16 protein-coding genes are annotated in these 18,757 nt (G+C 72.3%); 7 read left to right on the top strand and 9 right to left on the bottom strand.

The genetic code is table 11. From position 1 onward, the window contains the following. Nucleotides 1–24: 24 nt before the first annotated feature. The 3 genes from ispG to dxr all read right to left on the bottom strand — a co-directional run bounded on the left by ispG (nucleotide 25) and on the right by dxr (nucleotide 3,715). Nucleotides 25–1,176: a flavodoxin-dependent (E)-4-hydroxy-3-methylbut-2-enyl-diphosphate synthase gene (gene ispG / locus M8542_RS17150; RefSeq protein WP_257921172.1), complete on the bottom strand. Its 1,152-nt coding sequence runs from the start codon at nucleotides 1,174–1,176 to the stop codon at nucleotides 25–27. Nucleotides 1,177–1,294: 118 nt separating this feature from the next. Further along, entirely contained in the window at nucleotides 1,295–2,509 is a 1,215-nt protein-coding gene (locus M8542_RS17155; RefSeq protein ID WP_257921173.1) for a M50 family metallopeptidase, read from the bottom strand. A 3-nt stretch (nucleotides 2,510–2,512) separates the two neighbouring features. Continuing rightward, on the bottom strand, nucleotides 2,513–3,715 hold the full coding sequence (gene dxr, locus M8542_RS17160) for a 1-deoxy-D-xylulose-5-phosphate reductoisomerase (protein ID WP_257921174.1): 1,203 nt from the start codon (nucleotides 3,713–3,715) through the stop codon (nucleotides 2,513–2,515). Nucleotides 3,716–3,809: 94 nt separating this feature from the next. Here dxr and M8542_RS17165 point away from each other — a divergent pair, with 94 nt between their 5' ends. Continuing rightward, the gene (locus tag M8542_RS17165; protein ID WP_257921175.1) at nucleotides 3,810–4,067 is read left to right on the top strand and encodes a DUF2631 domain-containing protein; all 258 of its coding nucleotides are present in this window, start codon (nucleotides 3,810–3,812) and stop codon (nucleotides 4,065–4,067) included. Nucleotides 4,068–4,092: 25 nt separating this feature from the next. Continuing rightward, on the top strand, nucleotides 4,093–4,752 hold the full coding sequence (locus M8542_RS17170; protein WP_257921176.1) for a peptidylprolyl isomerase: 660 nt from the start codon (nucleotides 4,093–4,095) through the stop codon (nucleotides 4,750–4,752). A 54-nt stretch (nucleotides 4,753–4,806) separates the two neighbouring features. On the opposite strand, the gene M8542_RS17175 is transcribed toward M8542_RS17170, so the two are convergent. Then, nucleotides 4,807–5,301, bottom strand: a complete 495-nt coding sequence (locus M8542_RS17175; protein ID WP_257921177.1) for a hypothetical protein — start codon at nucleotides 5,299–5,301, stop codon at nucleotides 4,807–4,809. A gap of 104 nt (nucleotides 5,302–5,405) precedes the next feature. Here M8542_RS17175 and M8542_RS17180 point away from each other — a divergent pair, with 104 nt between their 5' ends. Further along, on the top strand, nucleotides 5,406–6,503 hold the full coding sequence (locus tag M8542_RS17180; RefSeq protein ID WP_257921178.1) for an acyltransferase family protein: 1,098 nt from the start codon (nucleotides 5,406–5,408) through the stop codon (nucleotides 6,501–6,503). 3 nt (nucleotides 6,504–6,506) lie between these two features. Here M8542_RS17180 and M8542_RS17185 read toward each other — a convergent pair whose 3' ends face one another. The 3 genes from M8542_RS17185 to pdxR all read right to left on the bottom strand — a co-directional run bounded on the left by M8542_RS17185 (nucleotide 6,507) and on the right by pdxR (nucleotide 11,287). Then, entirely contained in the window at nucleotides 6,507–7,679 is a 1,173-nt protein-coding gene (locus M8542_RS17185) for a HEAT repeat domain-containing protein (protein WP_257921179.1), read from the bottom strand. A gap of 67 nt (nucleotides 7,680–7,746) precedes the next feature. Then, nucleotides 7,747–9,516: an MFS transporter gene (locus M8542_RS17190; protein WP_257921180.1), complete on the bottom strand. Its 1,770-nt coding sequence runs from the start codon at nucleotides 9,514–9,516 to the stop codon at nucleotides 7,747–7,749. Between the two features lie 325 nt (nucleotides 9,517–9,841). Continuing rightward, nucleotides 9,842–11,287 carry a MocR-like pyridoxine biosynthesis transcription factor PdxR gene (gene pdxR / locus M8542_RS17195; protein WP_257921181.1) on the bottom strand — a complete coding sequence of 482 codons (1,446 nt, stop codon included), beginning with the start codon at nucleotides 11,285–11,287 and terminating at the stop codon, nucleotides 9,842–9,844. Nucleotides 11,288–11,315: 28 nt separating this feature from the next. On the opposite strand from pdxR, the gene M8542_RS17200 reads away from it, so the two are divergent. Continuing rightward, nucleotides 11,316–12,113 carry an L-histidine N(alpha)-methyltransferase gene (locus M8542_RS17200; RefSeq protein ID WP_257921182.1) on the top strand — a complete coding sequence of 266 codons (798 nt, stop codon included), beginning with the start codon at nucleotides 11,316–11,318 and terminating at the stop codon, nucleotides 12,111–12,113. After that, the gene (locus tag M8542_RS17205) at nucleotides 12,110–12,346 is read left to right on the top strand and encodes a hypothetical protein (protein ID WP_257921183.1); all 237 of its coding nucleotides are present in this window, start codon (nucleotides 12,110–12,112) and stop codon (nucleotides 12,344–12,346) included. Before M8542_RS17200 ends, M8542_RS17205 begins: the two co-directional genes overlap by 4 nt. Here the strand turns inward: M8542_RS17205 and M8542_RS17210 are convergent. Together M8542_RS17210 and M8542_RS17215 are read right to left on the bottom strand one after the other, a co-directional pair. Then, nucleotides 12,271–15,510, bottom strand: coding sequence for a tetratricopeptide repeat protein (locus tag M8542_RS17210; protein WP_257921184.1), 3,240 nt, complete (start codon nucleotides 15,508–15,510; stop codon nucleotides 12,271–12,273). The genes M8542_RS17205 and M8542_RS17210 overlap by 76 nt on opposite strands. Nucleotides 15,511–15,749: 239 nt before the next feature. Further along, nucleotides 15,750–16,478: an alpha/beta fold hydrolase gene (locus M8542_RS17215; RefSeq protein WP_257921185.1), complete on the bottom strand. Its 729-nt coding sequence runs from the start codon at nucleotides 16,476–16,478 to the stop codon at nucleotides 15,750–15,752. Nucleotides 16,479–16,525: 47 nt separating this feature from the next. Here M8542_RS17215 and M8542_RS17220 point away from each other — a divergent pair, with 47 nt between their 5' ends. Continuing rightward, entirely contained in the window at nucleotides 16,526–17,788 is a 1,263-nt protein-coding gene (locus tag M8542_RS17220; RefSeq protein WP_257921186.1) for a cytochrome P450, read from the top strand. After that, nucleotides 17,788–18,675 (top strand): LysR family transcriptional regulator, encoded by an 888-nt coding sequence (locus M8542_RS17225; protein ID WP_257921187.1) that lies wholly within the window; start codon nucleotides 17,788–17,790, stop codon nucleotides 18,673–18,675. Before M8542_RS17220 ends, M8542_RS17225 begins: the two co-directional genes overlap by 1 nt. Nucleotides 18,676–18,757: the final 82 nt, after the last annotated feature.

Below are 18,757 nucleotides of genomic sequence, written 5' to 3' on the forward strand. Positions count from 1 at the left end.
TCGAGGACGTCGTCCGGCAGCAGCTCAGCCAGCGGTGACCACCGGAGCGCCCTCGCCGAGGCCTTCGCCCGCCTCTTCGGCGATGCGCATGGCTTCTTCGATGAGCGTCTCGACGATCGCGTGCTCCGGCACGGTCTTGATGACCTCGCCCTTGACGAAGATCTGGCCCTTGCCATTGCCCGACGCCACGCCGAGGTCGGCCTCGCGGGCCTCGCCCGGGCCGTTCACGACGCAGCCCATGACGGCCACGCGCAGCGGGATCTCCATGCCCTCGAGCCCGGCGGTGACCTGCTCGGCGAGGGTGTAGACGTCGACCTGCGCGCGCCCGCACGACGGGCACGACACGATCTCCAGCTTGCGCTGCTTGAGGTTCAGCGACTGCAGGATCTGGATGCCGACCTTGACCTCTTCGACCGGCGGCGCGGACAGCGAGACGCGGATCGTGTCGCCGATGCCCTGGCGCAGCAGCGCGCCGAACGCGACCGCCGACTTGATCGTGCCCTGGAACGCCGGGCCGGCCTCGGTGACGCCGAGGTGCAGCGGGTAGTCGCACTGCTCGGCGAGCAGCTCGTACGCGCGCACCATGACCACCGGGTCGTTGTGCTTCACCGAGATCTTGATGTCGTGGAAGTCGTGCTCGGCGAACAGCGACGCCTCCCACAGCGCCGACTCCGCCAGCGCTTCCGGCGTCGCCTTGCCGTACTTGTCCATGATCCGCTTGTCGAGCGAACCCGCGTTGACGCCGATCCGGATCGGCGTGCCGTGGTCCTTCGCGGCCTGCGCGATTTCCTTGACCTGGTCGTCGAACTTGCGGATGTTGCCCGGGTTCACGCGCACCGCGGCGCAGCCGGCCTCGATCGCGGCGAAGACGTACTTCGGCTGGAAGTGGATGTCCGCGATCACCGGGATCTGCGACTTCTTCGCGATCGCGGGCAGCGCCTCGGCGTCGTCGGCCGACGGGCACGCGACGCGGACGATGTCGCAGCCCGCGGCGGTCAGCTCGGCGATCTGCTGCAGGGTCGCGTTGACGTCGGAGGTGAGCGTCGTCGTCATCGACTGGACGGAGATCGGGAAGTCGCTGCCGACGCCGACCGGGCCCACCTGGAGCTGGCGGGTCTTGCGGCGGTCGGAGAGGACGGGCGGGGGCAGGGCTGGCATACCGAGTGCGACGGTCACGGCCTCCAGCGTACCTACCCCGACCGGGCCACCTCCGCCAAGTCAACCGTCACGGTGAGCAGCGTTACGCCGGGTATGACCCACCACGGAGGGGCCGGAACCCCTCCGTGGCGAGGCGCTACTGCAGACGAATCGGGTTGACGATGTCCGCGGTCACCGTGAGTAGCGTCACCGCGCCGCCGATGAGCACCAGGACCATCGTGATCCCGGACAACCTCGTGTAGTCGACCGGCCCGCCGGCCGCCTTGCCCCGCCGGGCGCGGATCCAGTCGCGGACGCGCTCGTACCAGACCACCGCGATGTGCCCGCCGTCGAGCGGCAGCAGCGGCAGCAGGTTGAACACGCCGATGAAGAAGTTCAGGCTGGCGAGCAGGAAGAAGAACAGCACCCAGATGCCGCGCTCCACGGCCTCGCCACCGATCCGGCTCGCGCCGACGACGCTGACCGGGGTGTTCGGGTCGCGCTCGCCGCCGAAGATCGCGGTGACGACGGCGGGGATGCGCTCGGGGAACTCGACGAGCCGCTGCGCGGTCTCGGCGAACATCGTGCCGGTGAAGCTGAACGTGGCACCGACCGCGGCGACCGGGCCGTACTGCGTGGTCGCGGCCGGCTGCTGCGCCGAGGCGCCGATCATGCCGACCGTCTTGACCCCGTCGCTGGTCCAGCGCTTGACCTGGGGCACGTCGACGATCAGGGCCAGCCGCTGGGTGCCGCGCTGCACGTCGAACTCGGTCCTGCCGGTGGTGCCCTGCACGGCGGCGAGCATCTGCTCCCAGGTCGCGACCGGCTTGCCGCCGACGGCGAGCACCTTGTCGCCGGGCTGCAGGCCGGCCGACTTCGCCGGGGTCAGCGCGCCCGCCGGGCAGCTGGTGTCGCTCGCCTCTTTCTCGGTCGTGGTCGAGCGGGCGCACGAGGTGGCCGAAAGCACCGGCTCGGTCGCCGTCGGGGTCAGGTTCGGCAGCCCCATGGTGACGGCCATCAGGTAGAGCACGACGAAGCCGAGGATGAAGTGCGTGACCGACCCGGCGCACATGACGACCGTGCGCTTCCAGGTCTTGAACCGCCACATCGCGCGCGGCGCCTCGTCCGGCGTCACCTCGTCGAGCGCGGTCATGCCCGCGATGTCGCAGAACCCGCCCAGCGGGATCCACTTCAGGCCGTACTCGGTCTCCCCGCGGCGCCAGGAGAACACCGTGGGCCCGAAGCCCACGAAGTACCGGCGGACCTTCATGCCGAAGGCCTTCGCGGTGACCATGTGGCCGGCTTCGTGCAGCGCGACGGAGACGCAGATCCCCAGCGCGAAGAGCACCACCCCGATGATGTAGGCGAGCACCCGCTACTTCCCCTCGATGATCGAACCGGCCCGCGCGCGAGCCCAGCGCTCGGCGGCAAGAACGTCCTCGACGTCGCGCGGTTCGCGACGCCACTCGTCGGCGGCTCCCACCACCTCGGAAACAGTGTCCACTATCGACGTGAAGCGGGCGTTCTGCGCCAGGAAGGCCGCGACGAGCTCCTCGTTCGCGGCGTTGTAGACGGCCGGCAGGCAGCCGCCGACCGTGCCGCAGTGGCGCGCCAGCTCCACCGAGGGGAAGGCCTCGTTGTCGAGCGGCTCGAACGTCCAGGTCGCGGCCTGGTCCCAGCGGCACGCGGCCGCGGCGCCGGGCACCCGGTCGGGCCAGTGCAGCGCGAGCGCGATCGGCAGCCGCATGTCGGGCGGGCTGGCCTGGGCGATGGTCGAGCCGTCGGTGAAGGTCACCATCGAGTGCACGATCGACTGCGGGTGCACGGTTACGTCGATCTTCTCCGGCGCGATGCCGAACAGCAGCGCCGCCTCGATCAGCTCCAGGCCCTTGTTGACCAGGGTCGAGGAGTTGATCGTGATCAGCGGGCCCATCGACCACGTCGGGTGCGCCATGGCCTGCTCGACGGTGACGTCGGCCAGCTCGGCGCGCTTGCGGCCGCGGAACGGCCCGCCGGACGCGGTGAGCACGAGCCGGGCGACTTCGTTCTCGCGGCCGGCCCGCAGCGCCTGGGCGATCGCGGAGTGCTCGGAGTCGACGGGCACCAGCTGCCCCGGCTTGGCCGCGGCGAGCACGAGCGGACCGCCGGCGATGAGCGACTCCTTGTTGGCCAGCGCGAGGGTGGCGCCGGTGGCGAGCGCCCGGAGCGTCGGCTCGAGGCCGCGGGAGCCGGGCAGGGCGTTGAGGACGGTGTCGACGGGGACGGCGTCGATCAGCTCGGTGACCGCGTCGGAGCCGGCGAACAGCCGCGGGAGCTTGAAGTCACCCTGGGCGTAGCCGCGCTTCTGCGCTTCGGCGTACAGCGCCAGCTGCACGTCTTCGGCCGCCGTGGCCTTGGTCACGGCGACGGCTTCGACGCCGTGCGCGAGCGCCTGCGCGGCGAGTTTCGCCGGGTCGGCGCCGCCCGCGGCGATCCCGGCCACCCGGAACAGGTCCGGGTTGCGCGACGCGACGTCGAGGGCCTGCACGCCGATGGACCCGGTCGAACCGAGCACGAGAACGCTTCGCGAGGTAGTCATCGTGGCTCATTGTCGCGCGGGGCGTCTCCGCGGCGCACCCGGAGGTGTGGGATCATCGGCGCGTTCGAGGTTCACGGGTCTTGAGGAGTTCATCGTGGCAGGCAAGGCGGTCGAGAAGAGGCGGCCCGAGGTCGACCCCCGCGACGAGCCGTCCGCGGCCTGGGGCTGGCACGGGTCGTTCCCGAAGGCCACCCGGATCGCCGGCTGGGTCAGCGCGGTCATCCTGCTGGTGATGATCAAGGGCAACCACGAGAACAACACCGAGAACGTGTGGCTCATCGGGCTCGCGCTGTTCCTCGTCCTGCTGCTCGTGCTCGACATCCGCAAGCAGCGCACGGCCTGGCGCAAGTAGTCGGTTTCTCGCTAACCTCCCCGGCATGAAGCTGCGCTGGGGTCTGGCTCTCGTCGGTGTTCTCGGCGCCCTGCTGGTGGCGCCGGCCACGGCGTCCGCGTCGGTTCCGGTGGTCCGGTGCGAGTTCACGCCGACCCCGGCGAACCCCGCGGCCCGGCCGGTGGTGCGGCCGCTGCCGTTCGCGCTGACCGCGGGCACCGTCGACGTGACGTTCCGGTTCAACTACGGCCCGGTGACGGTGCGCCTGAACCGCGCCGGGGCGGCGCCGTGCGCGGTGCACAACATGGTTTCGCTGATCCTGCAGCGCTTCTACGACCGCTCCCAGTGCTGGCGGCTGTCGAACTCTTCCCGGCTGGGTGTTCTCCAGTGCGGCGACATCTACGAGGTCGAGAAGGGCGGGCCGGGGTACAAATTCCCGGACGAGGTCACCGGCACGGCGACTTACCCGCGCGGCACGGTGGCGATGGGCAACCAGGGACCGGGGACGAACGGGTCCGAGTTCTTCATCGTGCACTCGTTCGCGAACATCCCGGCGAACTATTCGGTGCTGGGGACCGTGGTGCGCGGGATGTCGGCGCTCGATCACATGGTGGCGGACGGGATCATCCCGACCGATCCGGATGGGCCGCTGGACGGGGCGCCGGCGCACCCGGTGAAGATCCAGCGGGCTTCGGTGGCCTGGTAGGCCCCACCCGGACGCTGTTCACCAGGACACCCGGGTCCCGCGACCCCGCTCCCATCAGCCCGCCACGGCGGCGCGCAGCTCGGCCAGCAGGAAATCCAGGAACCGCCGGACATCGGGGGCGACGACCGTGACGTCGCCGTCCTCGTACGGCCGGCCCGGACCGATCCAGCTCCCGCCGGCCACCCGGTGGACGCCCCGCCCGGTCCGGCTCAGCGCGAACAACGCGCCGCCGCCGTCCGAGCCGAAGACCACCACCTCGTCGGTCACCGAGCGCGTGAGGCGGGTCGGCCGGTGGTCTTCCGCGCCCTCCTTCAGGGGGTGCACGAAGTAGCCGTTGCCCACATCGGGGAGTGAGACCTCTTCGATCGCCGCGTAGAGGTCGAACAGCTCCGGCGGCAGGCAGGCCGGCCGGGACCCGCCGGCCGCGGGCTTGACCTCGTTCACGCCCACCGGGTAGCCGAAGCGGGCTTCGAACCCGCGGACGAACTCCCCGGCCAGCGCGTTCATTTCGTCGATCCACGCGGCCAGGCTCGCCGCTCCCCCGTTCACGGTTATGAACCGTACCGCCCCGAAGTCCGAAACATCACCCCGACGAGGGAATGGCGGGATCACCCGATTACCCTGACCCGGTTCACACGCCGAGGGGGATCTCGATGATGACGCACGACCAGTACCTGGCCACCCGAAGATTCGGCGCCCTCGACGGCGTCCGGGCCATCGCCGCCGTGCTCGTCGTCTTCTTCCACTTCGGTGGGCCCACCTGGGCGCGGGCCAACGGGTGGATCGGGGTGCACCTGTTCTTCGTGCTCTCCGGCTTCCTCATCACCACCCTCGCCCTGCGCGAAGAGGCCCGCAACGGCCGCGTCTCGCTGGCCGAGTTCTACATCCGGCGGGTGTTCCGGATCCTGCCCGTCTACTACGTCGTCATCGGCGTCATCGTCGTCTACGCCTACTTCAAGGGGCTGGGGCTGCGGCACAGCGGCATCGTCGCGACCCTGCCGTGGAACGTCGTCTTCCTCGGCGAGTACCACCAGATGCCGCTGTTCGGCCAGGCCTGGACGCTCGGTGTCGAGCAGAAGTTCTACCTCGTGTGGCCGCTGCTGGCCTTCGGCTTCGGCGCGCTCGCCTTCGTCAAGCGGCTGAGCCTCTCCCTCGGTCTCGTCGCGCTCATGCTCGCGCTGATCCCGTTCATGCCCTACGCCGGCGCGTACTCGCCGATCCTCATCGGCTGCACCCTGGCGATCGTGCTGCACCACCGCAAGGGCTTCGCGGCGCTGCGGGTGTTCACCCACCCCGTCGTCGGCCTGGTCGTCGCCGCCGCGCTCATCGCCGTCCAGACCGAGTTCGGCGAGATCACCGCGTTCCTGCACGACGAGGGCGGCTCGATCACCGGCACCGGCTACGTCCTGCTGGCCGCTCTCCTGGTGCCGTCGCTGGTCGCCGGCGGGCCGCTCGCCTGGGTGCTGTCGCTGAAGCCGATGCGGTTCATCGGCGAGCGCTCGTACTCGCTCTACCTGGTGCAGCTGGTCATCGCGTCGGTGCTCGGCGGCGCGATCCCGCAGTTCGCGCCGCAGCGGACGATGACGGCGATCGCGGTGACGGTCGTCGGGCTGATGGCCGCCGACCTGCTCTACCGCTGGGTCGAGCTGCCGATGATCGACGTCGGACGGCGGATCATCGAACGTCGCCGCGCGAAGAAGAAGGCCGCTCCGGCGGCCGAAACCACCGAGCCCGCGCTGGCGAAGGTCTGACGCTCACCAGAACCGCCCGGGGTCTTCGGCGACCTCGCGCGCCAGCTCGCGGACCGGCTCGCGCTCGTCGTCGACCAGCGAGGCCATGACCGCGCGCGACTCGGGTGTGTCGATGTGCAGCAACGCGTCCATCGCGTGCAGGGCCAGGTCGGACGCGTAGTCGCGCAGCCAGTGCCGCCGGGCCGTGCGGGCCAGCACGGGGACCGCTTCCGGCGGCGCCAGCTCCGCCAGGGCGGTCACCACGTCGACGGCGTGCAGGTACGGGTCCGACCGGGCCAGGTCGAGCGCCGCCACCAGGTGACCGGCGGCGGCCGGCGACGGGAAGTCCGGCACCAGGTTGACGTACCGGCCGAAGCTGCCCCAGTGCCGGGTCGCGAGGTGGCGCTCCAGCCCGGCGGCGATCCCCGCCGGCACGTCCGGGAGGTCCTGCTCGCGAATCATGGCCACCTGCTCGGCCGGGGTCCGCGGGTGGGAACCCAGCACGATCTCGTCCAGCCGCGTCCACTCCGGAGCCTGCGGGTGCCGGCCCTCGCTCGAGCGCGGCCGGGCGACGCCGAAGCCGGCCACGACCCGCGTCAGGTCCGGGGTGAGGAACAGCTGGAACCAGAAGCCGCCGTCCGGCCGGCCGTCGACGGTGGCCGACACCAGCGCCACACCCTCGTACGCGCCCAGCGCGCGCAGCGCGGCCTCGAAGCCGATCGATCCCTGCCCGGCCCGGCGGCTGGTGCGTTCCCGGCGGCCGAAGATCGACCGCCACTCCTCCACCGCGTGCGCGGTGTCCGAGATGTCGCACGCGGCACCCGCCGCGAGTGCCGCCAGGGCCCGGGAGCCCACCTCTCCCGCCAGCAGTTTCGTCAGGTGCTCACGAGGGGACATCGGGCCGCGGAGGTGCTCGGTGAAGCGCAGCAGACGCTCCCGCTCGGCCGGGGACGGCTCACCGGCCAGGAAGCCGTCGTGCGCGATGGTCGTCGCGACGGCCATCGCGAGCGCGAGGGGCTCGTCTTCGGGCCGCTCGGCGACGACCTCGAGCCGCCACCGCCAGCGGCCCGCCGTCACCCGCGCCGCGACGGCCGCGGCACCGGAGCGCCACCGGTCCCGCAGCTCCGGCGTCAGCAGCCCGGCCAGCGCCGGCAGGTCCGGCTCGCGTGCGCAGACCACCCGGTACTCACGCGTCATCGCCGCTCCCCCAAGACGTGAAAAGCCGGGTGCCGCACGGCGCGGCACCCGGCTTCCGAAGCTACCCTCAGCGTTCGCTCGCGGGCGACACCAATTCGCTCGGCCCGCCACCGGACTCGCCGGCCACCGCGGCCAGCTCCTCACCCACCGACTCGCGGTCCTTCGGGCGCGCGTCCTTCGTCAGCAGCGACGCCACCGCGCCGATCAGGCAGACCGCGATCGCGAAGCCGAACGCCACCGCCAGGCCCGACTGGAACGGGCCCGAGATCAGGTTCGGGAAGAAGCTGCGCCCGGTCAGGAACTGGGCCTGGTCGGTCGGCAGCGACGTCAGCTGGCCGCCCAGGAGCTGCTGGATCGGGTTGTAGCCGAGGAACGCCGCGAACAGCACCGCCACCGCCGGCAGGTTGGCCACCTGGGACGCGGCCGCCTCCGGGACGCCGTGGGCCACCAGGCCGTCGTGCATCGTCGAGGGGAGGGTGCTCGACAGGCCCGAGATGATCAGGCTGAAGAAGAAGCCGATCGACAGGACCATCGCCGCGTTCTGGAAGGTCGTCATCATGCCCGCGCCGGAGCCGCGCGCGTCCGCCGGCAGGCTGTTCATCACCTCGGCGCGGTTCGGCGAGGAGAACATGCCCATGCCGATGCCGTTGATCAGCAGGATCGCCGCGAACGCCCAGTAGTTGAAGTTCACCGGCAGCAGGATCAGCAGCAGGAACGTCACGGCGGTGATGAACAGGCCGCCCGAGGCGAGCATGCGGCTGCCGATCCGGTCGGCGAGGATGCCCGACGTCGGCGCGGCCACGAGGAACCCGACCGTCATCGGCAGCATGTAGATGCCGGCCCACAGCGGGGTCTGCTCGAAGGTGTAGCCGTGCTGCGGCAGCCAGATGCCCTGCAGCCAGATGATCAGGATGAACTGCAGGCCACCGCGGCCGAGCGACGCGGTCAGGTTCGCGACGTTGCCCCAGGTGAACGACCGGATCTTGAACAGCGAGAGCCGGAACAGCGGGTTGTCGACCTTGGTCTCGATGACGACGAAGGCGATGAGCACCGCGATGCCGCCGATCAGGCAGGAGAGCACCATCGGGCTGGTCCAGCCGGTCTGCGAGGTGCCGTGGGGCTGGATGCCGTAGGTGATGCCGACCAGGACCGCGATCAGGCCGACGGCGAAGGTGATGTTGCCCCACCAGTCCATCCGCGCGTGCTTGCGGATGCCGGTGTCGTGCAGCTTGAGGTACGCCCAGATCGTGCCGATCACGCCGAAGGGCACCGAGACCAGGAAGATCAGGTTCCAGTCGATCGGCGCGAGCACGCCGCCGACGACCAGGCCGAGGAACGAGCCGGCGATGGCCGCGACACCGTTCATGCCGAGCGCGAGGCCGCGCTGGTTGGCCGGGAAGGCGTCGGTGAGGATCGCCGAGGAGTTCGCCATCAGGAAGGCGCCGCCGATGCCCTGCACGATCCGCCAGCCGATCAGCCACAACGCGGCGGCGTCGCCGTCGAACCAGGTGATGGCCAGCATGATGGAGGAGACGGTGAAGACAGCGAAGCCGAGGTTGTACATCCGCGCGCGGCCGTACATGTCACCGAGCCGCCCGAAGCTCACCACCAGCACCGCGGTGACCACCAGGAAGCCCATGATCATCCACAGCAGGTAGCTGGTGTTGGCGGGCTCCAGGGGGTTGATGCCGATGCCCTTGAAGATGTCCGGGAGCGCGATCAGCACGATCGAGGAGTTGATCGTGGCGATCAGCATGCCCAGCGTCGTGTTGGACAGCGCGATCCACTTGTACCGCGGCCCCAGTTCCGCGATCGAATACGTCCGGCGTTCCGCCACTGTGCAACCCTTCTGCTCGCAAAGTCCCTTAGCTAGGCTAAGCAAGTTGCTTGCGTATGGCAACCAAGTTCCGGAATCGCTTGGGAGAGCATGATCACACTCGGTTGACAGTCCTTTGTGGACTCTTTACTTGAGACCCGGTCAGGCGGCCGGGAACGGCGGCCCGCAAGCGCCCCAATGTGGCGTTGGGTGCGTCCAACGCACCCAATGTGGCGTTCGGTGCGTCCAACGCACCCAATGTGGCGTTCGGTGCGTCCAGCGCACCCAATGTGGCGTTCGGTGCGTCCAGCGCACCCAACGCCACATTGGGGCGCTAAGGGCGAGGTCAGCGAACCAGCCGGCCCAGGACCGCGACCCCCTCCGCGATCTCCGTCGACGTCCGCGCGGCGTACCCGAGCACCAGCCCCGGCGGTCCCGGGAGCTGCCGGTGCCACGACAGCGGCTGGACCTTCACCCCCGCCGCGAGCGCGGCCGCCGCCAGCGCGACGTCGTCGACCTCGGACCCGAACGTGATCGTCAGGTGCAGCCCCGCCGCGGCGCCGTGGACCACCGCGTCCGGCACCTCCGAGGCAAGAGCGCGGATCATCGCGTCGCGACGACGGCGGTGGCGCGCCCGCACCACCCGCAGCTGCCGCTCCAGTTCACCCGTCTCCATCAGCCGGGCCAGCACCAGCTGGGCCAGCACCGGGTTGCCCAGGTCCGCGAACCGCTTCGCCGCCACGAGGTCGTCGTGGAACCGCGGCGGCGCCAGCAGCCAGCCCACCCGCAGCGCCGGGGCCAGCAGCTTCGAAACGCTTCCCGTGTAACAGACTTCCGGCAGCATCGACCGGACCGCCGGCACCGGCGCGCGGTCGTAGCGGTGCTCCGCGTCGTAGTCGTCCTCGACGACGATGCCGCCCTCGGCCGCCCAGCGCATCAGGGCCCGGCGGCGCTCGCCCGCCAGCACCACCCCCATCGGGAACTGGTGGGCCGGGGTCAGCAGCACCGCCGGCGAGCGCAGGTCCGCCACGCGCACGCCGTCGTCGTCCACCGGGACCGGCGGGGTCGCCAGGCCGCAGTGGTGCAGGTGCTGGCGCGCGCCCAGCGAACTCGGGTCCTCCACCGCGATCTCGGTCACGCCGTGCTGCCGCAGCACGTCCCCCACCAGCGTCAGCGCCTGGGCGACCCCGGCCACCACGATGACCTCGCCCGGGTCCACCCGGATGCCGCGGCTGCGCGCCAGCCAGCGCGACACCGCCAGCCGCATCGCCGGCGCCCCGCGCGGGTCGCCGTAGCCGAAGTGCGACGGCTCGAGCTCGTCCAGCACCGCCCGCTCGGCCCGCAGCCACGCCGCGCGCGGGAACGCCGTCAGGTCCGGCACCCCCGGTGTGAGGTCGAGCCGGGCCGGCGTCGCGCGGATCGCGTCGAAGACCGCCACCCCCGGCAGCGGCGTGATCACCCTGGACGGCGGCGGGACCCGCACGGGGTCGGGCGCGAGCACCGGCGCGGCCACCACGACGGTGCCGGCCCGGCCGCGGCCCGCCGCGTGACCGTCGTCGATCAGCCGCTGGTAGGCCTCGGTGACCACCCCGCGCGAGACCCGCAGCTCGGCGGCCAGCACCCGGGACGCGGGCAGCCGGCCGCCGACCGGGAGCCGGCCGTCGGCGACCGCCGCGCGCAGCTGCCCGGCGAGCCAGTCCGCCAGCCCGCCCGGCGGCGCCTCGCGGACGTCGAGCTGGAGGAAGTCCGACCCTATGGACCCCTCCGGCGGTGCGGTTCTGGCTCTGTCCATCGAGCCATTGTCGCAGCACGCTGGACGCATGGACACCACTTACGTGCACGGATACACCGCCCCCGAAGCCCGCCGCCTCGGCGACCAGGCCGACACCCTGGCCGAGCTGCTGCACGCCGGGACGGCCTACCCCGCCGGGAGCCGGGTGCTGGAGGTCGGCTGCGGTGTCGGCGCCCAGACCGTCCACCTCGTCGCCCGCAGCCCGGGCGCGCACCTGACCGCCGTCGACGTCTCAGCGGACTCCCTCGCCCAAGCGAGACAACGGGTTCCGGACGTCGAGTTCCGCCGGGCCGACCTGTTCGACCTCGACGGCGAGTGGGACCACCTGTTCGTCTGCTTCGTGCTGGAACACCTGCCGGAGCCGGAGAAAGCGTTGGCCCACCTGAAAACCCTGCTGCGGCCCGGCGGCACCATCACGGTGCTCGAGGGCGACCACGGCTCGGCCTTCTTCCACCCCCGCAGCGAGCACGCGCAGGCCGCGATCGACTGCCTCGTCCGCCTGCAGGCCGACGCCGGCGGCGACGGGCTCATCGGACGGCGCCTGTACCCCCTGCTCGCCGAAGCCGGGTTCGACGACGTCGTGGTGGAACCGAGAACCGTCTACGCCGACGCGTCACGCCCCGGGCTCGTCACCGGGTTCACCCGCGACACCTTCACCGCGATGGTCGAAGGCGTCGGCGAAACCGCGGTCGCCCGAAACCTGATCACGCAAGGGAACTGGGTGCGCGGCATCACCGACCTCCACCGCACGACCAGGGAATACGGCACCTTCCACTACACGTTCTTCAAAGCGTCGGGTTCAGCCACTCCGGGAGGAGCACCATGATCATCGCCGTCCTCGTCGCCGTCGTCCTGCTCGCCTGGGCGCTCGACCACGCGTACCGCCGCCGTCCGTACCCGCGCAACCGGCTGGCCGGCAGCACCGACGTCTTCGACCGGGACGTCCAGCGCCTCGAAGGCGACCTCGTCGCCGACGAGCGCCACTACCCGGCGACGCGGTCCAAGGCCGCCAAGTGGTCCGTCACCCGGATCATGCCGGGCACGCACTCCCCGGCGTAACAAGCCAACGCGCGTTCCCAGTGCTCGCGCGCCGCTTCCGGGTCACCGAGTCCACAGTGGACTTCGCCGAGCCCGCAGTGCGCGCGGCCCTGCTCGGGCCGGCAGCCCGTTTCCTTGGCCACGGCCAAGGCTTCGCGGTGGTAGCGCAGCGCGTCCGACGACGCGCCGCGCGCCGACGCCAGCGTGCCGAGGCTGTTGAGCACCCGGGACTGCACGCCGCGGTCACCGCATTCGCGGGCCAGGCCCAGCGCCTCTTCGAGGTGCTGGGCCGCTTCCGCGGGCCGGCCCTGCGCCAGCCGGACGTCGCCGAGGTGCTTCAGCGCGACCGCGCGGTTCGGCGGGCTTCCGGTCTCCTGCGCGATTTCCAGCGCTCGTTCGAGGTGTGCCGCGGCTTCGGTGTCGTGGCCGCGCGCGTGCTCGACGTCGCCGAGGATGCCCAGCGCGTACCCCTCGCTCACCCGCACGCCCATGGCGCGGAAGTGCTCGAGCCCTTCGGCCAGCGAACGGGCCGCCTCGTCGTGCCGGCCCAGCGCCGAAAGCGAGTCGCCCAGGTTGACCAGGGCGTAGCCCTCGCTCGTCCGGTCCGCGGTTTCGCGGGCCAGGGCGAGCGCGGCTTCGAGGTGGCCGAGCGCGTCGGTGTACCGGCCGATGCCGCGGCAGGAGCAGCCGAGCACCACCAGCACCAGGCCTTCGCTGGTGCGGTCACCCGTCTTGCGGGCCAGTGACAGGGCTTCGGTCGAGTACTCGATCGCCTCGGCGAACCGGCCGAGCGCGCGGCAGACCAGCCCGAGGGTGTTGAGCACGTGGATCTCGGTGCGCCGGTCGCCGGTCTCGCGCACGAGGGCGAGAGCTTCTTCCAGGTACCGCAACGCTTCCCGGGACCGTCCGACGCGCCAGTGCCCCAGCCCGATCAGCGTGAGCGGCTCGGCCTCGCCGACCCGGTCGCCGGCGTCGTGGGCCAGCGCCGACGCGTGCGTGTGCAGCACCAGCGCTTCTTCGTGGTAGCCGCCGACGTCGAGGTAGTGCCAGAGGATCCCGGACAGCAGCCGCAGGTGATCGGGCCACCCGTGCCGCGTCGCGTGCGCGGAGACGGCCAGGAGGTTGCGGCGTTCGGCCTCCAGCCAGGCCGGTGCGTCGATCACCTTGACGTCGGGGTCCGGCACGTGCGGGCGCAGGTGCCGTTCCTGCGGCAGGACCTCGTCCATGGCCTGCGCCGCCGACCGGACGTAGAAGTCGAACAGCCGCTCCCGTGCCGCGTGGCTCTCCGCCGGGTCGGCCGCGGCGAGCTCGGCGGCGTAGACGCGCAGCAGGTCGTGCAGCTGGACGCGGTCCTCGCCGGTCTGCTGCGCGAGGTGGGCGCGGACCAGCGTGCCGGTCAGCCGTTCCGCCTCCGGCAGCGCGACGCCGGCGAGCGCGGCGATCGCGGCGGGCGTCAGGTCGCGGCCCGGGTGCAGGCCGCAGAGCCGGAACACACGTGCGGCGCCGGCCGCGAGGTGCCGGTAGGACCAGGAGAACACCGCGCGGACCGCGGTCAGCGGGTCGCCGCCGCCGTCGAGCAGGTCCAGCCGGCGCCGTTCGTCGGCCAGCTCGGCCGCCAGCGCCGCGAGCCGCTCCCCCGGCCGGCTCAGCGCCAGCTCCGCCACCAGCCGCAGCGCCAGCGGCAGCCGGGCCGAGTAGCCGATCAGCGCCGCGACGGCGTCCGGCTCGTCGTCGACGCGGCGGCCGAGCAGCGTGCGCAGCAGGTCGCGCGCTTCGCCGTCGGTGAGCAGGTCGACGAGCACGCGGCGGGCGCCGTTGCGGGCGACCAGCCCCGGCAGCGCGTCCCGGCTGGTGACCAGCACCAGGCACGAGGACGAGCCGGGCAGCAGCGGGCGGACCTGCCCGGCCGAGCCGGCGTTGTCGAGCAGCAGCACCATCCGGCGGCCGGTGAGCACCGTGCGGAACTTCGCGGCCCGCTCGTCCGGCTCGGCGGGGATGTCCGCGCCGTCGACGCCGAGGGCACGCAGGAACCCCGACAGCGCGTCACCCGGCTCGACCGGCCGGACCGTGCCGTAGCCGTGCAGGTCGAGATAGAGCTGGCCGTCCGGGAACTCGGCCAGTGACCGCTGGGCCCAGTGCACGGCCAGCGCGGTCTTGCCGACCCCGCCGGTGCCGGACAGGACGGCGATCCGCGCGCCGGCGTCCGGGCGCTCGAGCAGCGCGTCCAGCTCGGCGAGCTGGGCCGTGCGGCCGCGGAAGCCGGCGACGTCGGCGGGCAGCTGCGCCGGCACCCGGGCCGGCGGCTCCGGGACGGCGAAGTCCTGCCGCAGCACCTGCCGCTGGGCCGAGCGCAGCTCGGGCCCCGGTTCGATGCCGAGCTCGGCGTCCAGCCGGCGGCGCACGTCCTCGAACGCGGCCAGCGCGGCGGCCTGCCGCCCGGACGCGGCGAGCGCGAGCATCAGCCGGGCGTGCGCGGACTCGTTCAGCGGCTCCTCGGCGGTCAGCGCGCCCAGCTGCACGGCGGCGTCGTCGGGGGCCGCGACCTCGGCGTAGGCCAGCACGGCCTGGGCGCGTCGCATCGCGAGCGCGAGGCGGGTCGGGTGGTGGGCGAGCCGTTCGATGTCGGGGAGCGCGGGGCCGCGCCAGAGTTCGAGGGCCTCGCGGTGAGCGCCCCGCTGAGAGAGGGCTTCGAAGCGCAGGAGGTCGAGGGAGTCTTCGTCGGCCGACAGCCGGTAGCCACCCTTGTCGGTGGCGATCAGGTCGGCGGGGCGCAACGCCCGCCGCAGCCGGGCGACGTAGGTGTGCAGGAGGTCCAGGCACGACGGCGGCGGCTCGTCCCAGATGACGTCGACGAGGTCCTCGCGCCGCACGGTCCGGTTCGGCCGCAGGGCCAGCGTCGCCAGCAGCAGCCGCTGCTTCTCGGCGCCGATCTCGACCGCGGAGTCGCCGCGGCGCACGGTGAGCGGCCCGAGCACGCCGATGCGCACCGGGTCGGGCGGCGCTTCGGCAAGCGCTTCCCGCAACCGCCGTTCGGTCTCCGGCCGGGGCTTCCGGACGCTGCCGAGCTCGGCGTTGCGGACCGCGCGCAGGCTCAGCCCGGCTCGTTCGGCCAGCTGGGCCTGCGTGAGCCCGGCGAGCACGCGCCGGTCCCGCAGCCAACCGGCGAACGACAGGCCTTCCTCCACAGGTGTCCTCTCCCGCGCGCCCCGAGCGGAACGTACCTCTCCAGCATCACGATCGTGCCGGTCCAGGAGTACCACCGAACGGCGAAGATAACCGTTTCCGCAGGTACCGACGGTGACGACGGCGGAGAGGCCGAGTACAGCCGTTCGTCCACCACGAGTTCCTAGGCTTTCCCGCGTCCGGTGGTGGCGAGGGGTTCGGAGCAGCCGTCGCGTGGGGTACGACGGCTGCACCCGAGCCTTCAGACGCCGAAGCGTTCCAGGAGGGCGCGAACGGCGGCTGGGTCCTCGACGTGGGCGTTGTGCCCCAGACCGGCGAGGGTGACCGCGTCCGGGTCCAGCGCGCGTAGCTGGTCGGGACGGCTCATGGGGTCGTTCTCGCCCGCCGCCAGCACGACCGGGCACCGCGCCGCGGCGAGCAGCGCCGGCATGTCCGGCGCGCCGACGCCGAACGCGGCCGGGTCCATCGCGAGGCGCCAACCTCCCTCGGTCTCGCGAAGCCCGGCCGGGTCCGCGGGCGCGATCCCGAGCAGCCCCGAGACCTTCAGGTAGGCCTGCTCCGCGTCCACGCGCGTCTCGAACACCCGGGCCGGCCGCGCCGCGAACGTCGCCGCGCGGCCCAGGTCGTCCTGGCTCCACTCGACCTTGACCCCGAGGGCCAGCACGCCCTCGACCTCGACGTCGTACTTCCCGGAGGCCAGTTCCAGGGCGAGCACCCCGCCGAGCGAATGCCCGGCGACGAGCAGCGGGCGGTCGTCGGGCAGAGCCCGCGCGACGGCGGCGGTCATGGTCTCGAAGCTGTAGTGCGGCAACGGCGAGGACGGGCCGTGGCCGGGCAGGTCGGGCACCAGGACGCGCCGGGCGAGCGGAGGGGCGAAGTGGGCCCACACGGCGCCGGTCGCGCCCAGGCCGTGCAGGAGCAGCACGGCCGGTTCGCCCTGGCCGCCGGTGCGCATGTTGAGCGTGTCCATCCCGGCAGCCTCCCAAATTGTCGGTGGCCGCGGCTAGGGTCCAGGACGTGACGATCACCGATCCGGACACCTACGTGCGAGGTGTCCCGTACGAGGAGCTGGCGCGGCTGCGGGCCGCGGCGCCGGTGGTGCGCGTCGACGACTTCTGGGCCGTGCTGCGGCACGCCGACGTGCGGCGCGTCCTGCGGGATCCCGCGGTCTTCTCCTCACAGCTCGGCGGGACGCAGATCCGCGACCCGGCCACCGACGCCGACCTCGCGTACGTGCGGCGGATGATGCTCAACATGGACCCGCCGGAGCACGGCCGGCTGCGCGGGCTGCTCACCAAGGCGTTCACCCCGCGCGCCGTCGCGAAGCTCACCGAGCGGATCGAGGCGCAGGCGCGGGCCCTCGTCGCGGCCGTCGCCGAACGCGGTGAGTGCGACTTCGCGAAGGTCGCCGCCGACCTGCCGCTGCTCGCCCTCGCCGCGGTGTTCGGCGTGCCGGAACAGGACCGGCGGCTGATGTACGACTGGAGCAACCGGGTCATCGGCTACCAGGACGCCGAGTACGCGGTCAGCGCGACGGTCTCCGAAGCCGAGGTGAGCGACCTCGCGCGGGCCGCGCTCGCCGTCCGGCCGTCGCCGGGGCCGGACGGGGCGATGCCGGATCCCCGCACCCGCGCCGGCATGCCCGACCTGTACGCGTACGCCAACGCGCTCGGCGAGTACAAACGCGAACACCCCGGCGAAGACGTCATGAGCAACCTGATGCAGCACGTCGGCGACGACGGCGGGCGCGTCTCGCTCGCCGAGTTCGAGAACCTCTTCTGGCTGTTTTCCGTGGCGGGCAACGAAACCCTGCGCAACGGCCTGCCCGGCGGGCTGCTCGCGCTGCTGTCGCACCCCGGGCAGTACCGGCGGTTGCTGGCCGACCGGTCGCTGCTCCCGTCGGCCGTCGAAGAGATGCTCCGTTTTTGGACGCCGGTGATGAACTTCCGGCGGACGGCGACCACCGACGTCTCACTGTCCGATGTGGACATCCGCGCCGGGGACAAGGTGGTGGTCTGGTTCTCCTCGGCCAACCGCGATCCGTCGGTGTTCGCCGAGCCGGACGTCTTCGACATCGGCCGGACCCCGAACGACCACCTGACCTTCGGCCACGGCCCGCACTTCTGCCTCGGCTCGCACCTCGCCCGCGTCCAGCTGCGGGCGATGTTCGACGCCGTGCTCGACCTGCTCGGCGAAGTGGAGCTCGCCGGCGAGCCGGTGCGGCTGCGGTCGAACTTCCAGAACGGCCTGAAGTCCCTGCCGATCCGCTGGGCCCGCTGATGGAGATCCGCGAGCTGCGGGCGTTCGTCGCGGTCGTCGAGGCGGGCGCGCTGTCGAAGGCGGCGCGGCAGCTGCACGTCAGCCAGCCGGCGCTGTCCCAGACGATCACGGCGCTCGAACGGCGGCTCGGCGTGCCGCTGCTGGTGCGCACGAACACCGGCGTCGAGGTGACCGACGCCGGGACGACGTTGCTGGGCGAGGCCCGCGCGGTGCTGGCGCGTCACGACCAGGCCGTCGCCGCGCTGGCGCGGCACACCACGACCGGCGTGCTCCGGGTCGGCGTCCCGCTGGAGCTGCCGCCGCGGCTGCTGCCGACGGCCCTCGCGCGGCTGGCGGAAGACTTCCCGGACACGCGGGTGCAGGCCCGGCACCTGTCGTCGGTGGCGCAGGTGGCGGCGCTGCGGGCGGGCGAGCTGGACGTCGGCCTGGTGCGCGAACGCCCACCCGGCCCCGACCTCGACGCGGCGCTCGTGGTGGCCGAGGAGGTGGGCGTCCTGCTGGCCGCGGACCTGGCGGAGAAGCTGGGCTCCCCGGTCCGGCTGGAGGACCTGGCCGGGCTGGAGTGGTTCGCGTTCCCCCGCGCGGGCAGCCCGGCGTGGTACGACGAGCTGGCGGCGACCCTGCGCAGCCACGGCCTCGACATCGGCCCGGAGGTCCCGGAGGAGCAGCGGCTGATCGTCGAGCTGAAGATCCCGGCGGTCAGCGCGGGCGGCGCGTACGCGTTCGCGCCACCGGAGTGGCCGTACCCGATGCCCGACACGGTCCGCTGGCGACCGCTGGCGGGCAACCCGATCACCCGCCGCACGTGGGCCGTGTGGCCGGCGACTTCGCACCGGCGTGACCTGGCGAAGTTCGTCGCCGCTTTGGAAGGCCATCGAGCGGACTGATCGCGGGTATAAGCAGCACCGACGGCTTCCTCGGAAGTTCGCTCCGATGGGCGCGCTTGAACCCTTCGACCGGGGAGACACC

This window comes from Amycolatopsis iheyensis, assembly GCF_024703995.1.
Classification (GTDB): domain Bacteria; phylum Actinomycetota; class Actinomycetes; order Mycobacteriales; family Pseudonocardiaceae; genus Amycolatopsis; species Amycolatopsis iheyensis.